At 60.6% G+C, this 25062-nt stretch carries 21 protein-coding genes; 11 read left to right on the top strand and 10 right to left on the bottom strand.

The genetic code is table 11. From position 1 onward, the window contains the following. Window positions 1–27: 27 nt before the first annotated feature. Window positions 28–390 carry a hypothetical protein gene (locus tag F0184_RS02245; protein WP_150494005.1) on the bottom strand — a complete coding sequence of 121 codons (363 nt, stop codon included), beginning with the start codon at window positions 388–390 and terminating at the stop codon, window positions 28–30. A 101-nt stretch (window positions 391–491) separates the two neighbouring features. Between F0184_RS02245 and msrP the strand changes: the two genes are divergently transcribed. Next, complete coding sequence (msrP, locus tag F0184_RS02250) at window positions 492–1454, top strand: protein-methionine-sulfoxide reductase catalytic subunit MsrP (RefSeq protein ID WP_172971981.1); 963 nt, start codon at window positions 492–494, stop codon at window positions 1452–1454. Between the two features lie 482 nt (window positions 1455–1936). On the opposite strand, the gene F0184_RS02255 is transcribed toward msrP, so the two are convergent. From F0184_RS02255 to F0184_RS02265, 3 genes are all read right to left on the bottom strand, one after another. Beyond that, complete coding sequence (locus F0184_RS02255) at window positions 1937–2845, bottom strand: LysR family transcriptional regulator (RefSeq protein ID WP_172971949.1); 909 nt, start codon at window positions 2843–2845, stop codon at window positions 1937–1939. Between the two features lie 24 nt (window positions 2846–2869). Then, window positions 2870–3838 carry a thioredoxin-disulfide reductase gene (gene trxB / locus F0184_RS02260; RefSeq protein WP_150494011.1) on the bottom strand — a complete coding sequence of 323 codons (969 nt, stop codon included), beginning with the start codon at window positions 3836–3838 and terminating at the stop codon, window positions 2870–2872. Window positions 3839–3906: 68 nt separating this feature from the next. Further along, entirely contained in the window at window positions 3907–4938 is a 1032-nt protein-coding gene (locus tag F0184_RS02265) for a mitochondrial fission ELM1 family protein (RefSeq protein ID WP_150494013.1), read from the bottom strand. Between the two features lie 190 nt (window positions 4939–5128). On the opposite strand from F0184_RS02265, the gene F0184_RS02270 reads away from it, so the two are divergent. After that, on the top strand, window positions 5129–5611 hold the full coding sequence (locus tag F0184_RS02270; RefSeq protein WP_150494015.1) for an Lrp/AsnC family transcriptional regulator: 483 nt from the start codon (window positions 5129–5131) through the stop codon (window positions 5609–5611). Window positions 5612–5774: 163 nt separating this feature from the next. On the opposite strand, the gene F0184_RS02275 is transcribed toward F0184_RS02270, so the two are convergent. From F0184_RS02275 to F0184_RS02290, 4 genes are all read right to left on the bottom strand, one after another. Next, a complete protein-coding gene (locus F0184_RS02275; protein ID WP_150494017.1) occupies window positions 5775–6272 on the bottom strand; it encodes a hypothetical protein in 498 nt (165 codons plus the stop codon). A gap of 95 nt (window positions 6273–6367) precedes the next feature. Further along, window positions 6368–6841 carry a transcription elongation factor GreA gene (gene greA / locus F0184_RS02280; RefSeq protein ID WP_150494019.1) on the bottom strand — a complete coding sequence of 158 codons (474 nt, stop codon included), beginning with the start codon at window positions 6839–6841 and terminating at the stop codon, window positions 6368–6370. A 113-nt stretch (window positions 6842–6954) separates the two neighbouring features. Then, window positions 6955–10317, bottom strand: a complete 3363-nt coding sequence (gene carB, locus F0184_RS02285) for a carbamoyl-phosphate synthase large subunit (RefSeq protein ID WP_150494021.1) — start codon at window positions 10315–10317, stop codon at window positions 6955–6957. A 138-nt stretch (window positions 10318–10455) separates the two neighbouring features. After that, window positions 10456–10806 carry a helix-turn-helix domain-containing protein gene (locus F0184_RS02290; RefSeq protein WP_308809945.1) on the bottom strand — a complete coding sequence of 117 codons (351 nt, stop codon included), beginning with the start codon at window positions 10804–10806 and terminating at the stop codon, window positions 10456–10458. A gap of 680 nt (window positions 10807–11486) precedes the next feature. On the opposite strand from F0184_RS02290, the gene F0184_RS02295 reads away from it, so the two are divergent. Next, window positions 11487–11927, top strand: a complete 441-nt coding sequence (locus F0184_RS02295) for a MerR family transcriptional regulator (protein ID WP_208998279.1) — start codon at window positions 11487–11489, stop codon at window positions 11925–11927. Between the two features lie 88 nt (window positions 11928–12015). On the opposite strand, the gene carA is transcribed toward F0184_RS02295, so the two are convergent. Beyond that, window positions 12016–13197 carry a glutamine-hydrolyzing carbamoyl-phosphate synthase small subunit gene (gene carA / locus F0184_RS02300; protein WP_150494023.1) on the bottom strand — a complete coding sequence of 394 codons (1182 nt, stop codon included), beginning with the start codon at window positions 13195–13197 and terminating at the stop codon, window positions 12016–12018. 234 nt (window positions 13198–13431) lie between these two features. On the opposite strand from carA, the gene F0184_RS02305 reads away from it, so the two are divergent. The 7 genes from F0184_RS02305 to F0184_RS02335 all read left to right on the top strand — a co-directional run bounded on the left by F0184_RS02305 (window position 13432) and on the right by F0184_RS02335 (window position 22792). Beyond that, window positions 13432–13962 (top strand): GatB/YqeY domain-containing protein, encoded by a 531-nt coding sequence (locus F0184_RS02305; RefSeq protein ID WP_150494025.1) that lies wholly within the window; start codon window positions 13432–13434, stop codon window positions 13960–13962. Between the two features lie 176 nt (window positions 13963–14138). Beyond that, entirely contained in the window at window positions 14139–16139 is a 2001-nt protein-coding gene (dnaG, locus tag F0184_RS02310; RefSeq protein ID WP_150494027.1) for a DNA primase, read from the top strand. A gap of 402 nt (window positions 16140–16541) precedes the next feature. Then, complete coding sequence (rpoD, locus tag F0184_RS02315; protein WP_150494029.1) at window positions 16542–18572, top strand: RNA polymerase sigma factor RpoD; 2031 nt, start codon at window positions 16542–16544, stop codon at window positions 18570–18572. A 127-nt stretch (window positions 18573–18699) separates the two neighbouring features. After that, window positions 18700–19986, top strand: coding sequence for a DUF930 domain-containing protein (locus tag F0184_RS02320; protein ID WP_150494031.1), 1287 nt, complete (start codon window positions 18700–18702; stop codon window positions 19984–19986). A gap of 113 nt (window positions 19987–20099) precedes the next feature. Then, window positions 20100–20486 (top strand): DoxX family protein, encoded by a 387-nt coding sequence (locus tag F0184_RS02325; protein ID WP_150494033.1) that lies wholly within the window; start codon window positions 20100–20102, stop codon window positions 20484–20486. A 133-nt stretch (window positions 20487–20619) separates the two neighbouring features. Continuing rightward, window positions 20620–22128, top strand: a complete 1509-nt coding sequence (locus F0184_RS02330) for an MFS transporter (protein ID WP_206668288.1) — start codon at window positions 20620–20622, stop codon at window positions 22126–22128. A gap of 241 nt (window positions 22129–22369) precedes the next feature. After that, window positions 22370–22792, top strand: a complete 423-nt coding sequence (locus tag F0184_RS02335; protein WP_150494035.1) for a ketosteroid isomerase-related protein — start codon at window positions 22370–22372, stop codon at window positions 22790–22792. A 121-nt stretch (window positions 22793–22913) separates the two neighbouring features. On the opposite strand, the gene F0184_RS02340 is transcribed toward F0184_RS02335, so the two are convergent. Then, the gene (locus tag F0184_RS02340; protein WP_150494037.1) at window positions 22914–23609 is read right to left on the bottom strand and encodes a dimethylsulfonioproprionate lyase family protein; all 696 of its coding nucleotides are present in this window, start codon (window positions 23607–23609) and stop codon (window positions 22914–22916) included. 204 nt (window positions 23610–23813) lie between these two features. Between F0184_RS02340 and F0184_RS02345 the strand changes: the two genes are divergently transcribed. After that, entirely contained in the window at window positions 23814–24911 is a 1098-nt protein-coding gene (locus tag F0184_RS02345; RefSeq protein WP_150494039.1) for an NAD(P)/FAD-dependent oxidoreductase, read from the top strand. Window positions 24912–25062 lie beyond the last annotated feature (151 nt).

Below are 25062 nucleotides of genomic sequence, written 5' to 3' on the forward strand. Positions count from 1 at the left end.
GCCCCGGGAACCTGGTTCCACCGCCCGCTATCGCCTGCAGCCCGGGTCGCCAGCCTCGCATTCCGGTCCGGTGTTTCGCATGGCATCTTGATTGCGCCGGTCGATATCGCTCTGCCGTTCACGCGCGTCCTGCTGTTCGCGCGTTGTGAAGTCCTGCTGTTGCCGGGATTGGGTTTGATCCAGCTGCTCGCGGGTATCCGGCAAGCGCAAGTTGGCCGGCCCCTGGTCCAGGGTGCGCAAGGTGTTGGTTTGCGCCAGAACCGGTCCGTTCACGCTCAAAGCGACAAGGCCCGCGACGGTTACTCGCACAATGAGGCGGCGATGGGCGCAGGACCGCCCGGCGGCGTACCGTGCCAAGTGGATGGAGGATTTGCTCGGTCTGGCGTCCATGTCGCTTCTCCTCTTGCCATTCGGGCCCCGCTCACCAGGGCGTGACTTGCCTTCGCCCGGAGACATGAGGTTCTTTAGGCGCGATGACAAGGAGCGCCATGATGTATATTCGCCGTCCCAAACCCTGGGCCATCGCCGAAAGCGCGGCCACATCCGAAGACATTTTCTTCAGCCGACGCAAGATCTTGACAGGTATGGCCGCAAGTGGGCTTGCGCTGGCCGCGGCCGCCAGGGCGCGCCCGGCCTTCGGGTCCGACGACCCCAGCGCGCATCTTTATCCCGTGGAGCGCAATCCCCGGTTCATGCTGGACCGGGAACTGACCGACGAATCCATCGCCTCCAGCTACAACAATTTCTACGAGTTCGGCTCCCACAAGCAGATCGCCCGGGCTGCCCAGCAGCTTGAGATCCGGCCCTGGACCGTCACCATAGACGGGATGGTGGACAACCCGCAGGTTCTCGACATCGACGAAATCCTTGCCAAGATGCCGCTAGAGGAACGCCTTTACCGGCTCCGTTGCGTCGAAGCCTGGGCCATGGCCGTTCCCTGGTCGGGTTTTGCCTTGTCGGAGCTTGTGAAGCTGGCCGGCCCGGCCCCGGACGCGAAGTATCTGCGTTTCGAAACCTTCATGAATCCGAGTGTTGCCAGTGGTCAGAAACAGAGCTGGTACCCCTGGCCCTATGTGGAAGGGCTCACATTGGCCGAGGCGACCAATGAACTGGCCTTCATGGCGACCGGTGTCTACGGCAAGCCGCTGGCCCGGCAGTTCGGCGCCCCGATCCGGCTGGTGGTTCCCTGGAAATACGGGTTCAAGTCGATAAAATCCGTGGTCCGGATCACGTTCACCGACCAGCGGCCGGTCAGTTTCTGGGAAGAAATTCAAGGCAAGGAATACGGGTTCTGGGCGAATGTGAACCCGGAAGTGCCCCATCCCCGGTGGTCCCAGGCCACCGAACAGCTTCTTGGCACCGAAGAGCGCCGCGACACGCTGCTGTTCAACGGATATGCGGAACAGGTCGCTGACCTTTACAAGGGGATGGAAGGCGAGCGGCTGTTCATGTAGCGCGCCTGCGGCCACGGAACCGGTGCGGTTTCAACGCCTGTTCGCTGCCGGTCAAAAAAAGAGCCGGGTCCAAGGACCCGGCAGTTTTGTTTGATTCACTGAAACCAGTGGAATCACCTTCCAGAGGGGAACAGCTGGTCGAAATAGCGCCGCTGGGAGGAAGGTGCAGCGCTGTCTAACCAACCATGGTGCTTATATGCAGTGCACAAGCTGCTGAAACAAGAGGCACTGCTGCAAGGCAGCTATGCAAAAAAGAGTGACCTTTGGACCCGGATTGCAAGACATGCGCACCTGGTGCACAGCAGACGGGCACAGGTGTCTCAGGAATGCGCCGCCGGCCCCCGAAAGGTCCTGCAAGCCCGCGCGAACGCCCCCCGAAGGCACCAGAACACCCCATAGCGCCGATGGCAACTGGCCCTTTTGGGGGAAGTCCGCCGCACGGCGTCAGCACATGATTGCGCGCGTTTCTTCAAAAAAAGGCGTCAGTAGTTCCAGCTCTCCGCCTTTGCCAGCAGGAACTGACGAAAAGCGGTCACACGTGCCATGTTTTTCAATTCGGCCGGATACACGAAGTAGGTTTCGAAAGACGGGACGGTGTCATCCAGATCGGGAAGGATCCGGACAAGGCTGGTGTCCTTTTCGACCAGGTAGTCCGGCAGCATTGCAATCCCGCATCCGGCCCTGACGGCGCGCTTGATGGCCACGACGTTGTTGATGTTCAATATCGACTGCCTCGGGTTGGAACTCACGCGCCCGGCGGTCTCCAGCCAGTTCATTCCGCGCAGGAAGGAGGGGGCGTGGTCTCCGAACGTGATCAAACGATGATTGTCAATATCATCAATGGTCGTCGGCGTGCCGTATCTCGCCAGGTATCCGGGCGACGCAAAGACATGAAAATGCACCGTGAACAGTTTTCGTTGAATGAGGTCCGGCTGCGTTGGCTGGCGAAGCCGGATGGCCACATCGGCCTCACGCATGTTCAGGTCCAACTCGTCGTCGTCCAGTATCAGGCGCAACTCGACGTCCGGATAGAGTTCGACAAACTCGTTGATGCGCGCGGTGAGCCACGTCGATCCCAGCCCAACGGTCGTCGTGACCCGCAATATGCCGGAGGGCTTGTTCCTGCTATCGGCCAGGCGGCTTTGGACCGATTCCAGCTTCATCAGCACATCGCGCGCCGTCCGGTAGAGCAATTCGCCCTGTTCGGTCAGCAGCAGGCCGCGGGCGTGCCGGTGGAAAAGCGGTACGCCCAGATCCTGTTCCAGCGAACTGACCTGCCGGCTCACGGCCGATTGGCTCATGTGCAGGGTGTCGCCGGCATGAGTGAAGCTGCCTGCCTGCGCGGCGGCGTGGAAGATCCGAAGTTTGTCCCAATCCATAACAGTCTCCACCGCGCGGTTTCAGCCGCTGCAAAGCTATTCCGCCGCCGCTGCCGGCCGGTTTGCTTCCAGTTCCGCCAGATATTTCTCCGCTTCAAGCGCCGCCATGCAGCCCAATCCGGCCGCGGTGACGGCTTGCCTGTAGACGTCGTCCGTCACGTCGCCGGCCGCGAACACACCGGGAATTGAGGTCCGTGTCGAATCCGGCGCGGTCACCAGATAGCCGCCGGACTTTGTTTCAAGCTGATCCTGGAACAGCTCGACCGAAGGCGCGTGACCGATCGCGATGAACACGCCGTCCGTCGACAGCTCACGGGTCTCGCCGGTTTTCGCATGTTTCAGGCGCACCCCGGTTACGCCTTTCGGAACGCCGCCGCCGAGGATTTCATCCAGGACATGGTCCCACACCACCTCGATCTTCGGATGCTTGAACAGGCGCTCCTGCAAGATGCGCTCGGCCCGCAATTCGGCGCGCCGGTGCACCAGCGTGACCTTGGACGCCAGATTCGCCAGATACAGCGCTTCTTCCACCGCCGTGTTGCCGCCGCCCACGACGATCACTTCCCGGTTCCTGTAGAAAAAGCCGTCGCAGGTGGCGCAAGCGGACACGCCGGCCCCCATGAACTCCTGCTCGGAGGGCAGACCGAGCCAGCGGGCCTGGGCCCCTGTCGCGATCACCACGGCGTCCGCGGTAAATACCGTCCCGCTGTCGCTTTCAAACCGGAAGGGACGGGCTGACAGATCGGCCTTGGTGATCGTGTCATACACCATTTTGGTGCCGACATTTTCAGCCTGCTTCTGCATCTGTTCCATCAGCCAGGGCCCCATGATCGGATCCGCGAAGCCCGGGTAGTTCTCGACATCGGTGGTAATCGTCAACTGGCCGCCCGGCTGGATGCCCTGAACCAGCGTGGGCTCCAGCATGGCGCGCGCGGCGTAAATGGCCGCCGTGTACCCGGCCGGGCCGGATCCGATGATCAAAAGTTTGCTGTGTTCAGTCGTCATGTCTCGCTTACCTGTGTTTGCGGGCAGGCCGCCCCTTGCCCGCTATCTTAGCGGCTCCTGCGCGCCTGTCATCGCACGAAGCGGTGTGTATGGACTGCGTATCTTTTCAAGATGTGAGCCGCGATCTCGGGTGTTGCGTCAACCGGTTCGTAGGTAGTGGTTTTCAGGGGTCCCGGAAAGGGGTGAATCAGCCCCCGGCTTGAAAGCGTCCCCAGGAACCGGTCCATTTTCCGATGGCCTCCCGCAGGGCGGAACACATGCACGGGCCGCCCGGTCGCCAGAACCTCGCCGATCATGTTGGCCGAATCCGCTGTCACCACGATCGCGTCCGCCTTCGCCAGAAAGGCCGCGATCGGATTGCGGCCCGTGCCATCGTAAAACAGGTGTGGCCCGCTCCTCGCGAAGTCCGCCAACCGGTTCTTCAAGGCGTCCGGAGTGCGCCTGGACAGGGTGATGAGGCAAGAGGCACCTGCCCCGTCGGCAATGGCGGCGAGCCCGGTTGTGAAAGAGCTTATGTCCTTTTCCGTGAACCGGTGGTGGCGGCTGTTCCCGCCCACGAGCACGGCAACGCGGGGCGTGCGAAGCGCGTCGATTTCCGTATGAGTCTCCCGGCGCTGCGTCTCGAGCAGCGTTTGCGAAAAGCGATGCGGGCCGGTCAGGGTTGCCAGCACATTGCCGGCGCGCAGCCGGTCGTGCTCCGGGACCCAAATGAAGTCGGCGGCAGACGGTCCGGTCCGCGGATCCTTCAGGCACACCGTGAAAATTCTTCCGTCCGATGCGGCTTTGAGATGGCGAAGATAGGGAACGGCACGCCGCCCGGATCCGATGACCAGGTCGGGGAAGGGCGGGGCCAAGGGTCCTCCCGCCTTGTCCGGGCGCTCGCGAGGATCGATGGGCCCGTAGGGCATTATCCAGGAAAAGGGGGGCCGTGGCCGAACGGTCTTGTGCTCGAAGTTCAATCCGAGGGCGTTGGCGACGCCTTCGCATTGCGCGATATCGCCCGCTTTTCCATCGGTGACAATCCAGCAGGAGCGAGGAGCATCTGAGCGACCCGCGACCATCCCCGCATCACTTTCCTTATCGTAATGTTTCTGAAACATGCGTGTTTTTGTTATACTCTTGCACATTCGCGCAAAAAATCATAATCCGGCAATCAGAAACCGCCATCGTTCCGGACTTGAGAACTCCGCCCGCATCCAGATGTAGATCGGATCCCCATGGACCTCAAACACAACCGGCCCGGTGCTTATAACAGTTTACGCTGTGGACGCTCGTCCCAAGGAGACAGATTTGAAAGCGCGCCTTGATGCCATTGATTGGCACATTTTGAAGGAATTGCAGGACGACGGCCGGATGACCAATGTGGAGCTCGCCCGCCGCGTTGGGATTTCGGCGCCACCTTGCCTGCGGCGCGTTCGCGCGCTTGAAGAAGCCGGCCTCGTGCGCGGTTACCGCACATTGCTGGACGAAAAACAGCTCGGTTACGATGTGACAGCCTTCGCAATGGTCGGATTGCACAGCCAGACCGAGGCGGACCTCCAAGCTTTCGAGAAAAAGGTGGCAGAGTGGTCCTTCGTGCGGGAAAGCTACATGCTCTCCGGCGAAGTGGACTTTCTTCTCAAGTGCGTTGCGCCGGACCTTCAATCCTTTCAGAATTTCGTCATCGGTGAACTGACCGCCGCTCCCAATGTCGATAGCGTGCGGACAGCGTTGACCATCCGCAAGACCAAAGACCTGCCGGTTGTCCCCATCGAGGAAGAGCGGATGGGATAGCACCGGTTCGCCGGCCGCCGTTTCGGGCGCGTCTCAACACCGGCTTGTTCCGGGCGAAGCCGGTTCCGCTCAAACGCCTGCCGGTCTGGTTGTGAACTTCCAACAGGGTGACCATGCGGGGCTTAGGCGCAGGGCTTAGGCCGGTGACTGGCGCTCCCGCGCTTCAAGCCGACCGGGACTTGCCCCCGGCGGGACCGGTGCTTGGCCGAACCAGCCTTTTGATCTTGCCCCGGAGCCGCAAGATGATCGACAGATCGTTTGTCGCTTTCAAGGCCAGCGTGAAGGCAGCCGTGAGAAACAGGCATTTCATCAGCACGGTTATGGGTAGCGGCAGACCGTAGAACGCGGTGTCCAGCGTGTTGTCGACACCTTCCACCCCCGAATACAGCCGGTTGCTCATGACTTCGCCGTAGCTTGCGTGGAGCAGGCGCCCGGTCTGCAGATAGGACATGCCATAGACCAGGATCAGCAAGGTCCCACTGAGCGCCACCAGCAGAACGAACATCCGGGCCGCGAATGCGACCGGGCTCTCTTTTGTCCTGACCAGTCTTTGGAAAATCTCTCGCGCTCTTGGATCCAGGGTTGAAAGCGCAAGGAAGCGACCTGCCCAAAGCGGAATGCTGACTGCGAACAGCAGCAAAATGATTGTATTGAAAACCAAGCCGGAACCTCAACGCATGCTGTGAACGGGGAAGTTTATCCCGGTTCCAGCATGGGTTGAAGAAGGACTATTCCTTAGTTGAAAACCTTGGACTCTCAACCGTACCGGACTTCGGTGATTTCGTAGGACCGCGCGCCGCCCGGAGCGGCCACCTCGACGCTGTCACCAACGCCCTTTCCAATGAGTGCCCGCGCGATGGGCGAGGAAATGGAGATCCGGTTCTGCTTCACGTCGGCCTCGACGTCGCCAACGATCATGTATCTCTTTTCCTCTTCGGTATCTTCATCGATCAGGGATACCGTTGCGCCAAACTTGATCACGTCGCCGCCCAGTTTCGTGACATCAATCACCTCAGCGCGGGAAAGCTTGTCCTCAAGTTCGGCGATGCGGCCTTCATTGTGGCTTTGAGCCTCTTTGGCCGCGTGATACTCGGCGTTTTCCGACAGATCACCATGCGCGCGCGCTTCCGCGATCGCTTCAACGATGCGCGGACGCTCGACAGAGGTGCGCTGCTTCAACTCCTCCTGAAGCATGGCGTAACCGGCAGTCGTCATCGGCACTTTTTCCATGGGTCTCAGACCTTCACGTTATTGGGTCCCTCTCTTTCATCCGGGACCGCAGAATAAAAAAGAGCCCAGCCGGGAAAGCGGGCTTTCCCGGCCGGACCGAATTCAGTGTAACCTCAGCCGAAGTAGGATTGCAAAGACTTCACTTCAAGACGCCCGGCCTTGTGGGCAACAATTCCTTTCGCCGCCGCAATGGACCCGGCCAGAGTGGTGTAGTAGGGAACTTTGCCAACCAGCGCCGCGCGCCGCATCGACCGGCTGTCGGCGATCGCCTGATTGCCTTCCGTGGTGTTGAATACGAGTTGGACATCGCCATTCTTCACCGCATCGACAATATGAGGCCGCCCCTCTAGCACCTTGTTGATCTTTCCGCAGTCGATCCCGTGCTCTTTGAGGAAAGCCTGTGTGCCCGCGGTCGCGATGATCTTGAATCCGGCGTTTTCCAGACTGCGCACGGCTTCCACCACGCCGGGCTTGTCCGCATCGCGCATGGAGACGAACACGGTGCCTGAGGTTGGCACGTCCGTGCCGGCCGCGATCTGCGACTTGGCGAAAGCGATCCCAAACCGGTCGTCGAGCCCCATGACCTCACCCGTGGAGCGCATTTCAGGCCCCAGAATCGTGTCCACGCCCGGGAACCGGGCAAATGGGAACACCGCTTCCTTCACCGCGATGTGAGTGAACGGTTTTTCCGTCAAGGAGAAGGATGCCAGGCTTTCGCCCGCCATGACGCGGCTGGCGATCTTGGCAATCGGAAGACCGATGGTCTTTGCCACGAACGGCACGGTCCGGGATGCACGAGGATTGACTTCCAGAACATAGATGTCGCCGTTCTTGATGGCGAATTGCACATTCATCAACCCGCCGACCTCTAGCGCCAGGGCCAAGGCTCTCGTCTGGCTTTTCAGTTGGTCGATCGTGTCCGGGGACAGGGAGAAGGGCGGCAGCGAACAGGCGCTATCTCCGGAGTGAATGCCCGCCTCCTCGATATGCTCCATAATACCACAGACGAACACGTCCGTGCCATCGCACAGCGCGTCGACATCCACCTCGATCGCGCCGTCCAGATACCGGTCGAACAGCAGCGGGTTGGTGCCCAGCAGGGTGTTGATCTGGCCGGTCTTGTCATTGGGATACTTGGCGCGGATGTCCGCGGGTACCAGCTCCGGCAGTGTGCCCAGCAGATAGGAGTTCAGCGCCTCCTCATCGCGGATGACCTGCATCGCGCGGCCGCCCAGGACATAGGAAGGGCGCACCACAAGGGGCAGCCCGAGTTGTGAAGCGATCAGCCGGCCCTGCTCAACCGAATAGGCGATGCCGTTTTCCGGCTGTTTCAGATCGAGCTTCACAAGCAGTTTCTGGAAGCGGTCGCGATCCTCAGCCAGATCGATCATGTCCGGGGAAGTTCCCAGGATCGGTATTCCGGCCTTGACGAGAGCGGCCGCCAGTTTCAGCGGTGTCTGGCCGCCAAACTGGACAATCACGCCGTGCAGCGTGCCGTTCGACTGTTCCGTCCTGAGAACTTCGAGCACATCCTCGGCGGTCAAGGGCTCGAAATAAAGCCGGTCCGATGTGTCGTAATCGGTGGAAACGGTCTCCGGGTTGCAGTTGACCATGATGGTTTCATAGCCCGCTTCCTCGAGCGCGAAGGCCGCATGGCAGCAGCAATAGTCGAACTCGATACCCTGACCGATCCGGTTCGGTCCTCCGCCGAGGATAACCACTTTCCGGCGCTCCGACGGAGCAGCCTCGCACGCCGGCTGGCCGAGGAACGGAGCTTCGTAGGTGGAATACATATAGGCCGTCGGCGATGCGAATTCCGCCGCACAGGTGTCGATGCGTTTATACACCGGATGCACGTCCAAGGCGGCGCGCAGCCGTGCCACGTCCGCCTCATCCGCCCCGACCAGCGCAGCCAGGCGGGAATCGGAGAACCCCATGCTCTTCAGCTTGCGCAGGTTGACGGCATCCTGAGGCAGTCCGGCGGATCGGACCTTGGCTTCCATGGCGACGATCGCCTCGATCTGCGTCAAGAACCAGGGATTGACGCCGGATGCCTGATAGATTTCGTCGAGCGTCATGCCAAGGCGCATGGCCTGGGCGATGTGGAGGATGCGCTCGGGTGTCGGTGTTGAAATGGCCGCCCGGATCGCGTTCGTCGGATCGCCCTGATCCAGCCCGGGAATTTCCGTTTCATCCATCCCCGTCAGGCCGGTTTCCAGGCCGCGCAGGGCTTTCTGGAAGCTCTCGGCGAAGGTCCGTCCGATCGCCATGACTTCGCCCACCGACTTCATGGCGGTCGTCAGAACCGGATCGGAGCCGGGGAACTTCTCAAAGGCGAACCGCGGGATCTTGGTGACGACATAGTCGATCGACGGTTCGAACGATGCCGGTGTCGCCCCGCCGGTAATGTCGTTTTCCAGCTCGTCGAGCGTGTAGCCAACGGCAAGCTTGGCCGCGATCTTGGCAATGGGGAAGCCCGTTGCCTTGGAAGCAAGCGCGGAGGAGCGGGACACGCGCGGGTTCATTTCGATGACCACCAGGCGCCCGGTGTCCGGGTTCACGGCGAACTGGACATTCGATCCGCCTGTCTCGACGCCTATTTCGCGCAGGACCGCAATCGAGGCGTCCCGCATGATTTGGTACTCTTTATCGGTGAGGGTCAGGGCGGGCGCGACAGTGATCGAATCACCGGTATGAACACCCATGGGATCGACGTTCTCTATCGAGCAGATAATGATGCAGTTGTCCGCCTTGTCGCGGACGACCTCCATTTCGTATTCCTTCCAGCCGAGCAAGCTCTCGTCGATCAGCACCTGTCCGACCGGTGAGGCATCGATGCCGGACCGGCAGATGGCTTCGTATTCCTCGCGATTATAGGCGACGCCGCCCCCTGTTCCACCCAGAGTGAAGGCTGGACGGATGATCGCGGGCAAACCGATTTCATCAATGGCCCGCATGGCCTCCAGCAAACCGGCGTTGCGGTCATAACCCGTGATCCTGCCGTTCTCATCCCGAATGGCCGGTGACGACGCGATGGCCGCGCGCGGGTTCTCAAGGCCGATCACATCCATCGCTGAGCGGAATTTTTCCCGGTCTTCCGCCTTCTCAATGACCTCCGCGCGCGCGCCGATCATTTCGACGCCGAATTGTTCCAGAATACCCATGCGCTCCAGATCAAGCGCGCAGTTGAGGGCCGTCTGGCCGCCCATTGTCGGCAGCAACGCGTCGGGCCGCTCCTTTTCGATGATCCGGGCAACCACTTCGGGTGTGATCGGCTCGATATAGGTCGCGTCGGCCAGTTCCGGATCGGTCATGATCGTGGCCGGGTTCGAGTTGACCAGAATGATGCGATAGCCCTCGTCGCGCAGGGCCTTGCAGGCCTGGGTTCCGGAGTAATCGAATTCGCAGGCCTGTCCGATAATGATCGGTCCTGCGCCAATGATCAGAATAGAGGAGATGTCGGTGCGTTTGGGCATCAGGGCTCGCAGCGGCCTTGTCCTGTCCGGGCGCTGTGCCCGCAGGTGCGGCTCATTCCAGAATGGATGACAATGTTGGCTGAGCGCGTCTTATAGGCAAAAGGCACTGTGCTGCAAACCCCGCTTGGGGCCTGATTGTCACTTTTGTAAGGTCTCGGCCGGCCGGGGAGGCTGATCCGGGGGCGCGGCGAGCGGCTCCCTGGCCAGCGCCTGGGGACCAGACGATGCCGATGTTCCATCGAAATCGTTAACCCCCATTGAGAGCGCGTAGCATGCCAGCCGGATAGACTTTGGGATTTCGACCGGCCGTCCATCCCGGTTGCCTTTTTCGTAGTATTGGATCATGCGCTTCTTGAGGCCAAGTTGCTCTGCCGCTTCCTTCTGCTTCAATCCCAGAGACCTCCGCCAATCTCTGAACTGTTCGGGAGTCATCGTCATCTCGGTTCGTGTCGTTTTCGATTCGGGCATCAGGATCAGCGGGCTCACCATGCACTTTACGGGCACCTGAGTGGCGCATCCGATTTGTCTCTTAAAAATAGTGTTGCAACAGCGCTGTCAATTGAAGAAGTGCACTTTGTGCAGCTTCCGCCGTGGCGCTCCTGGAACCTGATGGCAAAGGTGGAGGGGCGGAAACCTTCCCGATGGACAGTGCCTCATAGGTTTTAGACAAAAGTCCATTGTAAACTTTATCAGGTGTGATGCCTGCCAAGAAATACTCTTCGTATCCACGGATTTCCAGACAATAGGGGGTGTGGATGAATTTTGAAAAATACTTAAATAAAACAATAACACTTAAATTATCGATAATTCATATTTTTTCAAATACTCAAGTATTTTCTGTTTTCGATGTTCAGAAACTTTCGAAGTTTCCCCAGTGTATGCGTTATAAAATTGCGTTTTTGAAGCAGAAAAGCCTGCTCATCGCGTGTTTGTGCATGGATTTGCATAAATTTATTGTAGATCAGGGCTGTCTCCCGTTGTATTTAACCCATGTGAAAAACGACAGGTGATTGTAACGGTCGGTGTTGTGACGGAACACTGGGACAGTGCAGAGGCACAGCGGTCTGACCGTATTCGCATGTGGGGTTTGCCCGAGGCTCATACGGCTTCGCGGGAAATGCGAACAATCGCCTGTGAGATCAAAGCAAAAAACAAGATCGGGTAAGAACATGAATAACGTCGCAACCGAAATGGTGGTGCTTCCTGATATCGCCGGACCGATGGATGCCGTGCCACACGATGGCCGCGTCCTTGCGATCTCCGAAATGTCGGATCTTTTCGACGTCACCTTGCGCACGCTGCGCTTCTATGAGGAAAAGGGCCTTCTCAATCCCGTGCGGCGCGGAGCGCGCCGGTTTTACGGCACCAAGGACGTGGCCCGGATGCGGGTTATCTTGCAGGCGAAGAAAATCGGCTTCACGCTTGCCGAAATCCGGCAGGTGATCGCGCTCGTGGAGGGCGACAAGCCGCGCGAGCAACAATATGCGGACCTGCGTCAGATGTGCGCCAATCAACAGCAGTTGTTGATGGAGCAAAAAGCGATGCTCGACGATCAGGTGGCCGAGGTCGAGGGGATTTTGAGCGCGTTCGACAAGGTCATGTCGAATTGAGCTGGGTGCGCGACCGCGGATCCATTTTGCAGTCAGCTCAACACACCCTCATATTGGCCTGAACCTTGGGTTCAGGCCAATGCCGCGTTCAAGCCGCGTTTTGCGCGCGCATCAATGTCGTGAAACGCTCGAACAGGTATTGGCTGTCGCGGGGGCCAGGCGAGGCTTCCGGATGGTATTGGACCGAGAAAACCGGTTTGGACCGATGTCTCAACCCGCAATTTGATCCATCGAACAGCGATACGTGCGTTTGCTCGACATCTTCGGGCAGGCTTGCCGCATCCACGGCGAACCCGTGGTTCATCGACGTTATCTCAACCTTGCCCGTCGTGTGGTCGAAAACCGGGTGATTGGCGCCATGGTGCCCCTGATGCATCTTCATGGTCTTGCCGCCCAGGGCCAGGGCCAGCATCTGGTGCCCGAGGCAGATTCCGAATGTCGGGATCCCCTTTTCGATCACATCGCGGATCGTGGAAATGGCGTAAGCACCGGTGGCTGCCGGGTCGCCGGGTCCATTGGACAGGAACACGCCGTCCGGGTTGTGGGAGAACACATCATCCGCAGATGCCGTTGCCGGCAGGACGATCACTTCGCACCCGGCTTCGCTCAGCAGGCGCAGAATGTTGCGTTTGACCCCGAAGTCGATGGCAACAACCTTGAATTCGCTTGCGCCAGCCGTGCCGTATCCGGTCTCCCAGTTCCACGCGGTCTCGGACCAGGGGTGGGTTTGCGCCGTTGAGGCGTCCTTTGCCAGGTCCATTCCTTCCAGCCCCGGCCATGCCGCCGCGCGCTCTTTCAGCGCCGCCACATCGAATTGTCCGTCGGGATTGTGCGCGATGACGGCGTTTGGAACGCCTTCCTCGCGGATCAGGGCGGTCAGGGCGCGCGTGTCCACGCCGCTGATGCCAATAATGCCGCGAGCCTTGAGCCACTGGTCGAAATGCTTGCTGGCCCGGTAGTTGGCCGGCTCCGTGATCTCCGCCGCAAGGACCGTGCCGCGGATCCCGCTGTCCGCGGCCATGTTGACGGTCTCGATATCTTCCTCGTTCGTCCCTACATTCCCGACATGGGGAAACGTGAAGGTAACGATCTGGCCGGAATAGGAGGGGTCGGTGAGGATTTCCTGATACCCGGTCATGGCCGTGTTGAAACAGATTTCACCAACCGCCTGTCCGACCGCGCCCAATCCCCGACCTTCGATGACACGGCCATCGGCCAGCACAAGGAGAGCCGTCGCCGGTGGGGTGGACCATGCGTCTGAACTTGTCATGTCTTGTTTCCGGATCTTGTTGGTGCCATCATGCGCTGCAAGATAGGCCGAAAGAACGGACATTTGCCGGCTGGCGCCATCTGCATCAAGCGCGGCACTCTATGGGAACCTGTGATAGTCGTCAACACGAGGCCTGTAGAAAATAACCTATAAGTTTCAGTTGCTTACGGATTGAAGAGTCGGCGGCGTGGCCACGGTGGGAACCTGGGAGCGGCCTGCGGGCGAGGAAAAGGCATGCGTGAGAAAATCAGTGCGGCCCTGAAGGCGGCCAAATCAACGGATCAAAAACGCCGCATTGCGACGCTGCGGCTCATGCAAACGGCCATCAATGACCGGGAAACCGCCGCTCGGGAAGGCGGGCGGGACGGTCTGCCGGATGCCGATGTGCTCGAAATCCTTCATAAGATGGTCCGGCAGCGCGAAATCGCCGCGAAGGAATTCGAGGAAAGCGGCCAGTTGGACCGCGCGGATGAGGAACGCGTCGAGCGGGACATCATTGCCGAGTTTCTGCCGGCGCAGATCGATGAAGCCGAGTTGCGCGGAATATGCGAGGCAACGATCCGGGACATTGAAGCTCAGGGCCTGCGCGATATCGGACGCTGCATGTCGACGCTCAAAGAGCGCTATCCAGGCCAGATGGACTTCGTTCAGGCCTCCTGCCTGGTCAAGGACATTCTCAAGAGTGGCGGTGCCGCGGAGACAGGTACGGCGCCAGACACCTCGCAAGGGACCGTGTCCGATCATGGTATCGGCAACGAACGTTGATCCACCGCGCGCAAACGGACCACCTGCCGGATCCTGGAGCACCGGGCGGTGGGAATGGTTCCATTGACCGGCTGGCTCGATTGAGCGGTTGAACAACCCGGTTGCCCTGTTGATATAAAGTAACGGTCAGGCGGCCGTCAGGCATCGCTTGGGTCTTGAATTGGTTCTGTCCTCTCATGCGGTTCGACAATCGGTTTCTTGATGACATCCGCGCCCGGATCACCTTGTCTGATCTGGTCGGGCGGCGTGTGACCTGGGACCGGCGCAAGTCGCAGCCCGGCCGCGGCGACTATTGGGCATGCTGCCCCTTCCATCAGGAAAAAAGCCCGAGTTTTCATGTGGATGACCGGCGCAACCGCTACAAGTGCTTTGGCTGTGGTGCGTCGGGAGATCACTTCCGTTTCCTGATCGAAACCGAAGGCCTCAGTTTTCCCGAGGCCGTCGAAAGGCTGGCCGAACAGGCGGGCGTGCCCATGCCCGCGCCCGATCCACAGGCTGCGCGCCGGGCGGAAAAACGGGCCAGTCTGAGTGATGTTTGTGAAATGGCGGCGGCTTTTTTTCAAACGCAGTATGCCGGGCAGACCGGCGCCGACGCGCGCGCCTATGTCCAGAAACGCGGGTTCGCCCCGGGCATCGTCCGCGAGTTCCGATTTGGTTTGGCGCCGGACGGACGCGATGGCTTGAAACGACATCTTGCCGGCAAGGGGGTTCCGGAGGCGATGATGGTCGAGGCCGGCTTGTTGATCCAGCCGGAAGATGGCCGCCCGTCCTATGATCGTTTCCGGGGGCGGCTGATGATCCCGATCCAGGACGACCGCGGGCGGGTAGTGGCTTTCGGCGGGCGCACGTTGTTGCCTGACGGGCAGCCGAAATACCTTAATTCCCCCGAAACGCCGCTGTTCCACAAGGGAACCATGCTGTTCAACGCGCACCGGGCGCGTGAACCGGCCTTCAAGGCCCAAAGGGCGGTTGTCGTTGAAGGCTATCTCGATGCGATCGCCCTATGGCAGGCCGGCATTCATCATGTGGTCGCAACGCTCGGAACGGCCTTCACCGAAGAGCAGATCCTGCGGCTTTGGAAATTTGCGCCGGAGCCGGTGATCTGTTTCGATGGGGATGCCGCCGGCGTTTCGGCGGCTCACCGGGCCGTCGATCGCATTTTCCCCGTTCTGACCAGCGGATATTCCTTCCAGTTCTGTTTTCTACCCGATGGCATGGATCCCGACGATCTGATCCGGACAAGCGGGCTGCACGGGTTTGAGGCGCAGGTCGGCGGAGCCCGGGCCCTGTTCGATGTTCTCTGGGAGCGGGAGATTTCCGTCGCCCGCCTTGACACGCCGGAACGCAAGGCGGCGCTTGAAAAGCGGTTCGACGACCTGATCGAGACGATCCGCGACCTGCGGGTGCGGCGGCGGTATCAGCTTGATTTGAAGTTTCGCCTGTCCAGTCTCTTCTTTCAGCGCGCGCGCGATCAGGGGCGCGATCGGGGCCGCGATCGGGGGCACAACTTCGACCGTGGCCCTGGTGGCGCGAATGGGTTCCAGACGGGCGGACGGGTCGCCGCGCCCGAGACGCCGATGTTTGGGATAGAAAGGCTGATTGTCGGGCTTTGTGTCCGCTTCCCGCAGTTGCTGGACCGGCACCTTGAACGGATCGCGGCCTTGCAGTTTTCCGATCCGCTGCATGAGCGGTTCCGAAACCACATATGCCGGATGGCGGTGCGCCTCGAGGAGGTCTCCGCGTCCGACCTGGTGCAGGATCTGGAAGAGCCGCTTCAGGATCTTCTCGCTGAATCGATAGGTGACGCGCAGAACACGGCGGGCGCCGGCGGTGCCCGGCGCTCTACCTTCTCCGCCCTGCTGCAGCGGTTCCCGCTCCTGAAATCCGAGCCGCCGGAAGATTTCGTGGAGGCGGCCTTTCTGCATTTCCTCGATGTGCTCGAGCTCAAAGTTCTGGAAAGCGAGCTGTCCCGGGAAATGGACCTGGCGGAGGCGGACATTGACGAACAAAGCTGGGGGCGCATCCGGGCGATGACCCAGGATTTGTCGCGGCGGCGGGAGGAATGCGCGCGGGAAGAGGCCGGGCTGGCCGAACGGGCCCGAAAGCTTCGAAGCATTGGACCGGTATCCGCCCGCCAGCATTCGGCCGCCGATTCAACCGGTGCGGCACCCGCTTAGACCTGAGCCGAATAAATGGCAGTTTTTTGAGGCGCAGATCGCGAATCACACTTGCGATTCCCGTAAGGCAAGCTAAATACACGATCTGCAGCACACATGCCGTGCACAGCTCTTAGGCGACGGCAATAGTCTACATTCGGCTGCAAGATCCGGTTTCGACGATGCGGCCTCCCGGGATGCGGCGGGCCGTACGACTGTTTGAGTCAAACCTCCTGGATTTGGGGCCAGGGGCGGATTTACGGTTAAACGGAACTTAAGGGACGCAGCTTATATCCGAATCAAATAGCGACTTCGTCACAGCACGGCAGGTGCTGAGGTTTGAATATCGCCGAATTACGGACGAAGCGAGAAATTGGGGCGGCCGCGAACGATCTGCAGACGTTCGCGCTTTTGGAGCACAATATGGTAGCCAAGGCGACACAAGCAGACGACACTCAAGACACCGCAGTGGAAGGCCCGGACGGTCCTCTCCTTGATCTGTCGGATGCCGCCGTCAAGAAAATGATCAAGGCCGCGAAAAAACGCGGCTATGTCACCTATGACGAGCTGAATGAAGTTCTGCCCTCCGAGCAGGTTTCCTCCGAAAAAATCGAAGACACGATGTCCATGCTGTCGGATATGGGCATCAATGTGATCGAGGCCGAAGAGGTCGAGGACGCGCCGGAAGAGGTCGATGGCGGCGATCTGGTTGCGACCAGCACAACGGCCGTCACAAAATCCACCACAGCCAAGGAACCGGCTGACCGGACCGACGATCCGGTGCGCATGTATCTGCGCGAGATGGGCTCCGTCGAACTGTTGTCGCGCGAAGGTGAAATCGCCATCGCCAAGCGGATCGAGGCCGGCCGCGAGGCGATGATTGCCGGGCTCTGCGAAAGCCCTCTGACCTTCCAGGCCATCATTATCTGGCGGGACGAGCTGAACGAAGGCAAGGTTCTCCTGCGGGATATCATCGATCTGGAGGCCACTTATGCCGGTCCCGACGCCAAGGCCGGACCGACAGGCGCCAATGACGACGATGCGCCGGACGATGAAGAAGGCGGACCTTCGGGCGCGGTAAACCGGGGGTCTCCCGCAGCGGACCAGTCGCCAGGGGATCCGGGTTCAGACGCTGATGGTGAGTCGGAAGGCGACGACGGCGAGGACGATGACGAGTTCGAGAGCAACGTGTCCCTGTCCGCCATGGAAGCCGAGCTCAAGCCGCAAGTTCTCGAAACCTTCGATGGGATCGCCGACAACTACAAGAAATTGCGCAAGCTTCAGGATCAGCTTGTGGAAAACAAGCTGGCCAACAAGACCCTCTCTCCAAGCCAGGAGCGGCGCTACAAGAAGCTCAAGGAAGACATTATCGTCGACGTGAAGAGCCTGTCGCTCAATCAGAACCGGATCGACGCCCTCGTCGCGCAGCTTTATGACATCAACAAGCGCCTGATGGGTTATGAAGGCCGGCTGCTCCGGATGGCCGATAGCTACAATGTCGACCGGACGGATTTCCTCAAACAGTACCAGGGCGCGGAACTGGATCCGAACTGGCTGCGCCGGGTCGCCAATCTGTCGACCCGTGGCTGGAAGAACTTCATCGCCAAGGAAAAAGATTCGATCCGCGAATTGCGGCAGGAGATCCAGACGCTGGCGACCGAAACCGGTCTCGAGATCACCGAATTCCGCCGCATCGTGGCGATGGTCCAGAAGGGTGAGCGCGAAGCCCGGATCGCCAAGAAGGAGATGGTCGAGGCGAACCTCCGCCTCGTCATCTCCATCGCGAAAAAATACACGAACCGCGGCTTGCAGTTCCTCGACCTCATTCAGGAAGGTAATATCGGCCTGATGAAGGCGGTCGACAAGTTCGAATACCGCCGGGGCTACAAGTTCTCCACCTATGCGACCTGGTGGATCCGGCAGGCGATCACACGCTCGATCGCCGATCAGGCCCGCACGATCCGCATTCCGGTGCACATGATCGAGACGATCAACAAGATCGTGCGCACATCACGCCAGATGCTGCATGAGATCGGCCGCGAGCCGACCCCGGAAGAACTGGCCGAAAAGCTGCAGATGCCTCTGGAAAAGGTCCGCAAGGTCCTGAAAATCGCCAAGGAGCCGATCTCTCTGGAAACTCCGATCGGAGACGAGGAAGATTCGCACCTCGGGGACTTCATCGAGGACAAGAACGCGGTTCTGCCGATCGACGCGGCGATCCAGTCGAACCTGCGCGAGACCACGACCCGGGTTCTGGCTTCGCTGACCCCGCGCGAGGAGCGCGTGCTCAGAATGCGCTTCGGCATCGGCATGAACACCGACCACACGCTGGAAGAGGTCGGCCAGCAGTTCTCGGTGACCCGCGAGCGTATCCGCCAGATCGAGGCAAAGGCGCTTCGCAAGCTGAAGCACCCGAGCCGGTCCCGCAAACTGCGGTCGTTCCTCGACAGTTGATCCGGCGAGCGCCGACATCTTTGGAACCCGGCGGCGACGCCGGGTTTTTTCATGGCCCCGATCGCATTATGTCTGGGGGGCGTGCCCGGTTTCCGGGCGCCAACTGCGCAACAGTTCCGGATGACGGATGACGGACACTCCAAACAATGGTCATTTGACACCGGAACGGGCCGATGAGCCTCTAGTCGCAGACCCGCGGCAGTCCTCCGGCGAACCCGGCAACACCCGTCTTGCTTTGGTGGCTGTCGCCGGATCGACGGCCTTCCATGCGCTGCTTTTTCTGCTTCTGGCCGGTTGGCTTCACTTTCCCGAGGCCTTGCCCCGACCGCCCGAGCCGGAAACTGTCGATGTGGCCATCGTTCAGGCCCCTCCCGAACCCGAGCCGGCACCCGAACCGCCGTCGGAGCAGACACCGCTCGGGGAAGGCACTGTTGAACCGGCCGAAGAAGAGCGCGCTCAGGACGATCCCGCTCTGGAAGAGCCTGCGCTTGAAGAAGCTGACAGTGAGCCTTCTGGCGAGACGGAAGAAACCGCCGAGCAGGAGGGGGGCGGGCAGGTGGCTGTTGTCCGGGCGATTGAACAGTTTGGGGACACGGACGGGGCCCCTGAACAGGTCGAGGAGGTCGAGCTGGGGCAAGAGGAGGACGCGCCTGCCGGCGCCGGGCAGGCCGGTGTCGAGGAGCCTGAAACTGAAGCGCTCGAAACCGACGCTTCGGAGGAAGCGTCCGTGCTGGACAGGGACCAGCCGGGCGCCGAAACGGAGGTCGCAGACGGCGCCGAAACGGAGGTGCGCGAAGACACCGAAGCAGAGGCTGACACGGACAGGGAAGTGGCCGCGCTTGAGGAAGCGCCGACCGAAGCCGGATTGCCCGAGGATCCCGGGCCGGGTCCTTCCCTCGATGATCTGGATGAGCCGGAGGGGATCGGTCTGGTCACCGCAACGCCGCGCGCAAAGCCAGCCGCGCCCCGCCAGCCGGCCACGGCTTCGGTACCGTCTGCGTCTCCGTCCCTGGCCACGTCTCCGGCCCAGGCGACACAACCGGTCCTGCGCACCGTTGCTCCGGTCCGGCGGCTCTACTCCGACAGAATTCTTGAAACGCCGCAGGCGCAAGCGGCGCTGGACCGGATGTCTGCGCCCGAACGCGCCAGCCTGCTCTGCGTCACAGAGCTGCGGGCTCAGCTCACGGCCGCAGATCCGAGGCGCCCGCCGGAACTTCTCCCGCGGTTCCTGCTGACCGGGCCAGCCGTCGTCGAACCGCGCCTGGCGGCCTACCGAAACCAAGGGATCTGGTATGATGTTGCGTTCCGCTGCGAACTTGACCCCGGCATCACAAAGGTCGAGGCCTTCCGGTTCCGAATTGGTCCGCCGGTGCCAAGGTCGGAATGGGGCGCGCGCGGATTCCCGCAAGGATGAGATCGGCTCAAACGGGAACAGTTTAAGCGGGGAAAACCCGCCGGTGCGATTGCCGTATTCAGCGAACTGCGCCATGAGCCGGGTCAACAGTCTTGGTCATTGGGACAACGAATATGGATTTGCGTCAGTTTCAGCCACTGTGTGTCAGCCTCTTGCGGATCGTGGCAGGTGGCATGACGTTCTTACACGGGTCGACCAAGCTGCTGGACTGGCCCTATGCCGCAGCGCCACGGATCGACCTTGCTTCGGCTGCTGGCGCCATCGCGGTTCTCGAGCTTGTCTGCGGGGCGTTGCTTGTGGCGGGCTTTCTGACCCGGCCGGCCGCCTTTGTTGCCGCGATCTTGATGGCTGTGGTCTATGCCCTGCTGCATGCCTCTGGCAGCGTCTATCCGCTGCTCAATGGCGGTGAAAAGACCTTGCTTTACGGTTTCGTCTTTCTTGCCCTCGCCGCTGTGGGCGGTGGAGCCGTGTCGGTGGATCGGCTCATTGGGCGGCGATAGGACGGTCCTTGCCGTCTGAACGGCTGGTCCGGTGAGCTCAAAATTCACACGCTTCGCCCTTGGGATCACGTCCTTGTCATATACACCCGACTACTCTTTCGGCAGTCAGTGGTGAAATCAGGACCCAAAAGGCATGGAAACAGAAACCGATGTGGCCGACACGCTGAAGAAGCCCGTAGCCAAGACTGTCCAGGCCTATATCGACGAAACCCCTTTCTGGGAGGATGGCACGGCCGTCGACACCATGATGATGACGGGGGTCCAGTGGCGGATCTGGTGGCTTGCTGCGGCCGGCAAGTTCTTCGAAGGCATGGTTGTGTTCATGAGCGGCGTCGCGCTGCCGCTCATCGCCCGCGAGTTTGACATCGGTGCCGCTGGCCATGGACTTGTCGGGGCATCCGTCTTGTTCGGCATCCTGATCGGTGCGAGCTTGCTAGGCGGGCTGGCCGACCTGTTCGGGCGGCGGCGCATGTTCATCGTCGAGATGGTCCTGTTCATCCTATTCCTGTTGCTTGTGACCGTCTCGAACGGCTTTCCAATGCTGCTCATTGCCATGTTTGGGCTCGGGGTTGCACTTGGGTGTGACTATCCGACCGCGCATCTCGTCATTTCCGAGAGCATTTCCAGCAAGGCGCGTGGCCGCATGGTGCTTGGCGCCTTTGCGTTTCAAGCGGTCGGTGCGCTGGTCGGTACAGGCCTTGCCTATGCGGTCTTGAGCAATTTTCCGACCGTGGAGGCCTGGCGATATATGTACGGTGCCGCGATCCTCCCAGCAGCAATCGTTTTGTTTGGGCGGTTCTTCATTCCCGAAAGCCCGCATTGGCTCGCGACGCGCGGCCGGAACGACATGGCGAAATCCGCGTTGCGCTTCCTGCTGTCGCGGGAGCCGGTCTATCCGTCCGATTTCGATCTGAAGACCGGTGACGGGGACGGTGGAGGGGCAGGGGACCATGGCATGGGGTCGCAGTTCAAGGCGATTGCCCGCCTGTTCGTCGACAAGAAGACGCGCCGTGCGACGATACTGGCCTCGGTGCCGTGGTTCCTGCAGGACCTTGGAACCTATGGTATCGGCATTTTTACGCCGGTCATTCTTGCTAGTATTCTCGGCCACCAGGCGGCCCATGAAACAAGCCTCTCCACGGTTGTCCATAATGATCTGCTCGCCGCTAAAGGTGCGGCTATCATAGATGTTCTCCTGATTGTCGGTATCGTGTTCGCGGTTCTGCTGGCGGACCGGGTCGGCCGGATCCGCTTGCAGATCGCAGGGTTTATCGGTTGCGCGGTTGGCCTCGCGCTGGCAGCAGCCAGCACCCATGCCGGTCCTGGTTTTGAAGTCCCGCTCATTTTCGCAGGGTTCATGCTCTTCAACTTCATGACGAACATGGGCCCCAACGCTCAAACCTACTTGCTGGCCGGTGAGGTGTTTCCCACCGAATGCCGGGCTGTCGGGGCGGGCTTTGCGGCATCTTTTGCAAAGATTGGCGCGGTCATGACAGCCTTTTTGTTTCCCGTTCTATTGTCCGATATTGGACAGGATGCGCTTTTGATGGGGTTGATCATCACATCGCTTCTCGGTGCCGCAGTTACTTTTGCCTTTCGGATTGAGACCAAGGGCGTCAGTTTGGAGGACGTGGCGAATTAGGCTCCATCGCTAGATCAGTGGGTGTTAAACTGGAATCGATTGAACACCCGCTGGTCGCTTCTTGAATTGCCGAGCATCTTTGGGTGTTTCTCACAAAACGCCCAAAGATGCTCTAGGCTCATGTCAACCTTGATAGATAAGAACCGCACGCTTTGGCCGCACAAAGGACCTTGCGCCGACTTCAACAGCAAGGCAGAGTCGATGGGTTTTCGTATCCTTTCCACCAAGTCATGAGATCAAGATGACCCCGACCCAATCCCGCGCCTTGCTTGATATCTATTTCGCAGCCTTCAATGCCGGCGATACGAGCAAGATGGAAAGCCTGGTCGCCGAAGACCTGGCCCATGACGTGAATCAGGGCGACCGGCGTGAGGGCAAGGATCAGTTCTGGGCGTTCAATGTTCACATGAGCCGTTGCTACAAGGAGCGGATCAGCGATCTCGTATTGTTCGTCAATGAAGACGGCACCCGCGCCGCGGCGGAGTTCATCGTGTCCGGCACCTATCTGGAGACCGACGAGGGCCTGCCTCCGGCAAACGGCCAGACTTATCGGTTGCCGGCCGGCAGCTTCTTCGAGATCAAGGACGGCAAGATCGCCCGCATCACCACTTACTACAATCTTCAGGACTGGATCGCCCAGGTCGGCGGCAAGGCCGAGGACTAGACGGTGCTGACTGACAGTTCGGAGGGGCGGGGTTGACGTCTTTCCAGAATCGGCGTGGCCCCACCGGGCATTGACCTGCTGAAACGGCTGGCCGGGCCACTCTTGGCCGGCTTTGCCCTGCTCAGGTCTTTCTCGTCCTTGGCCGGGAAAACACCATCTTCTGGTTGGCCAGGATCTCCGGTCTGCCCATCCATGCATAGGCCAGAAGCGAGGGTTCCTGGTTCGACACGGTGATGCGGTGCATGTGCTCGGGCGGGTTGAAGATCATCGAGCCTGGAGCGTAGACGCCCTGGTGGTTTTCGGAAACGGCCCCCGACAGGCAAACATAACTCTCCGAGATTCCGGCATGAGAATGGGCGGGATAGGTGCATTTGGGGGCAAACAAGACGAGACCCAGGATCACCTCATTGGTGATGATCGGGCCATTCGGTCCGCAGATCTCCGCGTATGCGTATTTTTTGTCGAGGCCGCGCGGAACCTTTTCATAGCCGTATTGCCAGATCAAACTGTCCTGAACGGATTCAATCGCCCGGATCAGCGGCGCGGTGCGCTCCAGCCGCCCTTCGTCAAGCGCCCGTTTCAGATGGGCCGTGACCGGTTTTTGGGCGGGCGGATCGAAGTGCAACGGGGCATCGGCCTTGGCAACCCGGCTGATCGCCTCACGCACCGCCCGCTGGTGGGCGCGGATATGCTCACTGCCGCCCGATGACAAGAAGCGGTAGAGTTCATAGTATTCGCGCAGCAAATAGCCCCAATCCGGAAGGTCTGAGACCCGGCGGTGTGCGGGCGATAGGCCCAAGTCAGCTTCCAGAACCATTGCGGCGTCCTTTCCTGCGGCACCCGGCTCACGCCAGACTATTTTGTCCCCGTCGTCCGGCAAGTCATTTGACACTGAAAATCGATCACGATTGCCGCTGTGTCGTGAATACGCCTTCCCCGCGCGCGTTTCGGACGGCCGGACCCTTGTCCTGACGAGGCGGCCGGGTAATGTCAGCTTTCGACTCAAACCGGGATTATAATCATGAAAGTCATTGTCGTCGGGGCCGGGATTTCCGGCCTGTCCACCGCCTGGGCCCTCGCCAAGCGCGGCGTGCAGGTGACGCTCCTGGAGCAAGGGCCGGTCCCCAATCCCCTGTCGGCTTCCGGCGACCAGCACCGGATCATCCGCCGCGCCTATGGCGGCCAGGGCGGGTACCAGCGCCGAATTGGCGCGGCCTTCGATGCCTGGGCCGAGATGTGGGACGATCTGGGCGCAAAGCATCTCGTCGATACCGGCTTCTTGCTGCTGTCCCAAACCGCGGGCGATGAGGGGGAAGAGTATCTGACCGGTCTCAAGGAAGGCGGATACGCGGTTGAAGAGATGAGCGCGTCGGAAACCGCCGGCCGGTATCCTTTCATTGACGCGAGCACGATCCGTTTCGGTGCCTTCAGTTCCGAAGGGGGCGTTCTGCTGTGCCAGAAGATTGCCGCGGATCTGCGCGATTGGCTGGTCAGGTCCGGCGTGGACATGCGCGAGCACACGTGGGTGAGTGCCGTGGATGCGTCCGCCGGATCCGTGACGCTGGAAAGCGGCGGCGTCTTGTCCGCCGATCATGTGGTCGTCACCGCGGGCGCCTGGACCCTTGGGTTGTTCCCCGGTCTTGCAACCGATCTCACCACCTACCGCACGGCCGTTGCCTATCTGACACCGCCGGAGGATTTGCGCCCGCATTGGGAAAACGGGCCGTGCATTCTGGATGTCGGGGGTACGGTCGATGGCTACGTGCTGCCGCCGGTTGCCGGCACCGGCCTGAAAGTTGGCGCCGGGGTTCACAAACGCACAAGCGGACCGAACGAGGGCCGCGTCCCGGAAGAGGGCGAGGGGATCACCATCCGCAACCTCTTCGCACCGCCCTTTGCCCGGATCGACGAGTACGGGATCGCCGATGTGGTCACCTGCGCCTACACCTTCACATCGGACGAGCACTTCTTCATGCGTTCGGAAGACCGTCTGTCAGTGGTCTCCGCCTGTTCCGGGCACGGTTACAAGTTCGGAGCGGTGGTCGGGCGGAAGATCGCCGAAGGCCTCTTGGCCAAGGACCTGGAGGCCGCCCGCGTCTGGCTCGAAGCGCGCGATTGAAGCGGCGCGGCCTTGCCGGTCCGGCGGCCTTGCCGGTTCGATGGGGGAGATCTGCCCCCGGCGGGCTTTGCGTTTCGCCGGGATGACGGCAGGACCGATTTGGTTTCCCGCTGGCTGAGGCGGGCTCATCGCCCGCCTTTCACTTTTGGTA

Origin of the sequence: Roseibium aquae (assembly GCF_008711285.1) — a bacterium.
GTDB lineage: Bacteria > Pseudomonadota > Alphaproteobacteria > Rhizobiales > Stappiaceae > Roseibium > Roseibium aquae.